The 524-nt window shown below is 63.0% G+C and carries 1 pseudogene; it reads right to left on the reverse strand.

Features of this window, described 5'->3' with window-relative positions:
• A pseudogene (locus NBY69_RS37160) lies at window positions 1-524 on the reverse strand (hypothetical protein); the annotation flags it as partial.

The raw sequence follows: 524 nt of genomic DNA on the forward strand, positions 1-524 counted from the left end.
AGCCCTGTTGCCGTTGTAGGCGCGACTGAACGCCTGGAGCAGCCCGTCTCGCATCTGGTTGCCCCAGTACTCGTGCTGCGCCGGATCCCCCTGAGTCGTGCCGGACTGGTTGAACATGAAGTTGTAGTCCATCGAGAGAGTCTCGAAGGCTCGTCCCGGCACCGGGACGAGCTGCAGGGGAAGGTCCCAGAGGCCATCCTTCTTGGCCGGCCAGACCTGGTTGCCGACGCCGCTCGAGTCGTAACGGAATCCCATGGTCCGCGCGGCCGCGACCATGTTCTTCTGCCCCTCCAGACACGGGGTGCGGGCTCCGATCAGCTCCTTGTCGTAGTCGAAGGGGAGCGGTGCCTCACCCTTGAGGGCCGGGGTGTTGGTCTTCCAGCTCTTCACGAACGACTTCGCCTGGCTGATCTCGCTCTTCCACTCTTCGACCGACCAGGTCCCGACTCCCCCGTCCGGTCCGCAGAAGTGCCCGTTGAAGTGGGTGCCGAGCTCGTATGCCGTCTTCTGCTTGAAAAAAAAAA

Origin of the sequence: Streptomyces sp. A 4/2, assembly GCF_940670765.1 — a bacterium.
GTDB lineage: Bacteria > Actinomycetota > Actinomycetes > Streptomycetales > Streptomycetaceae > Streptomyces.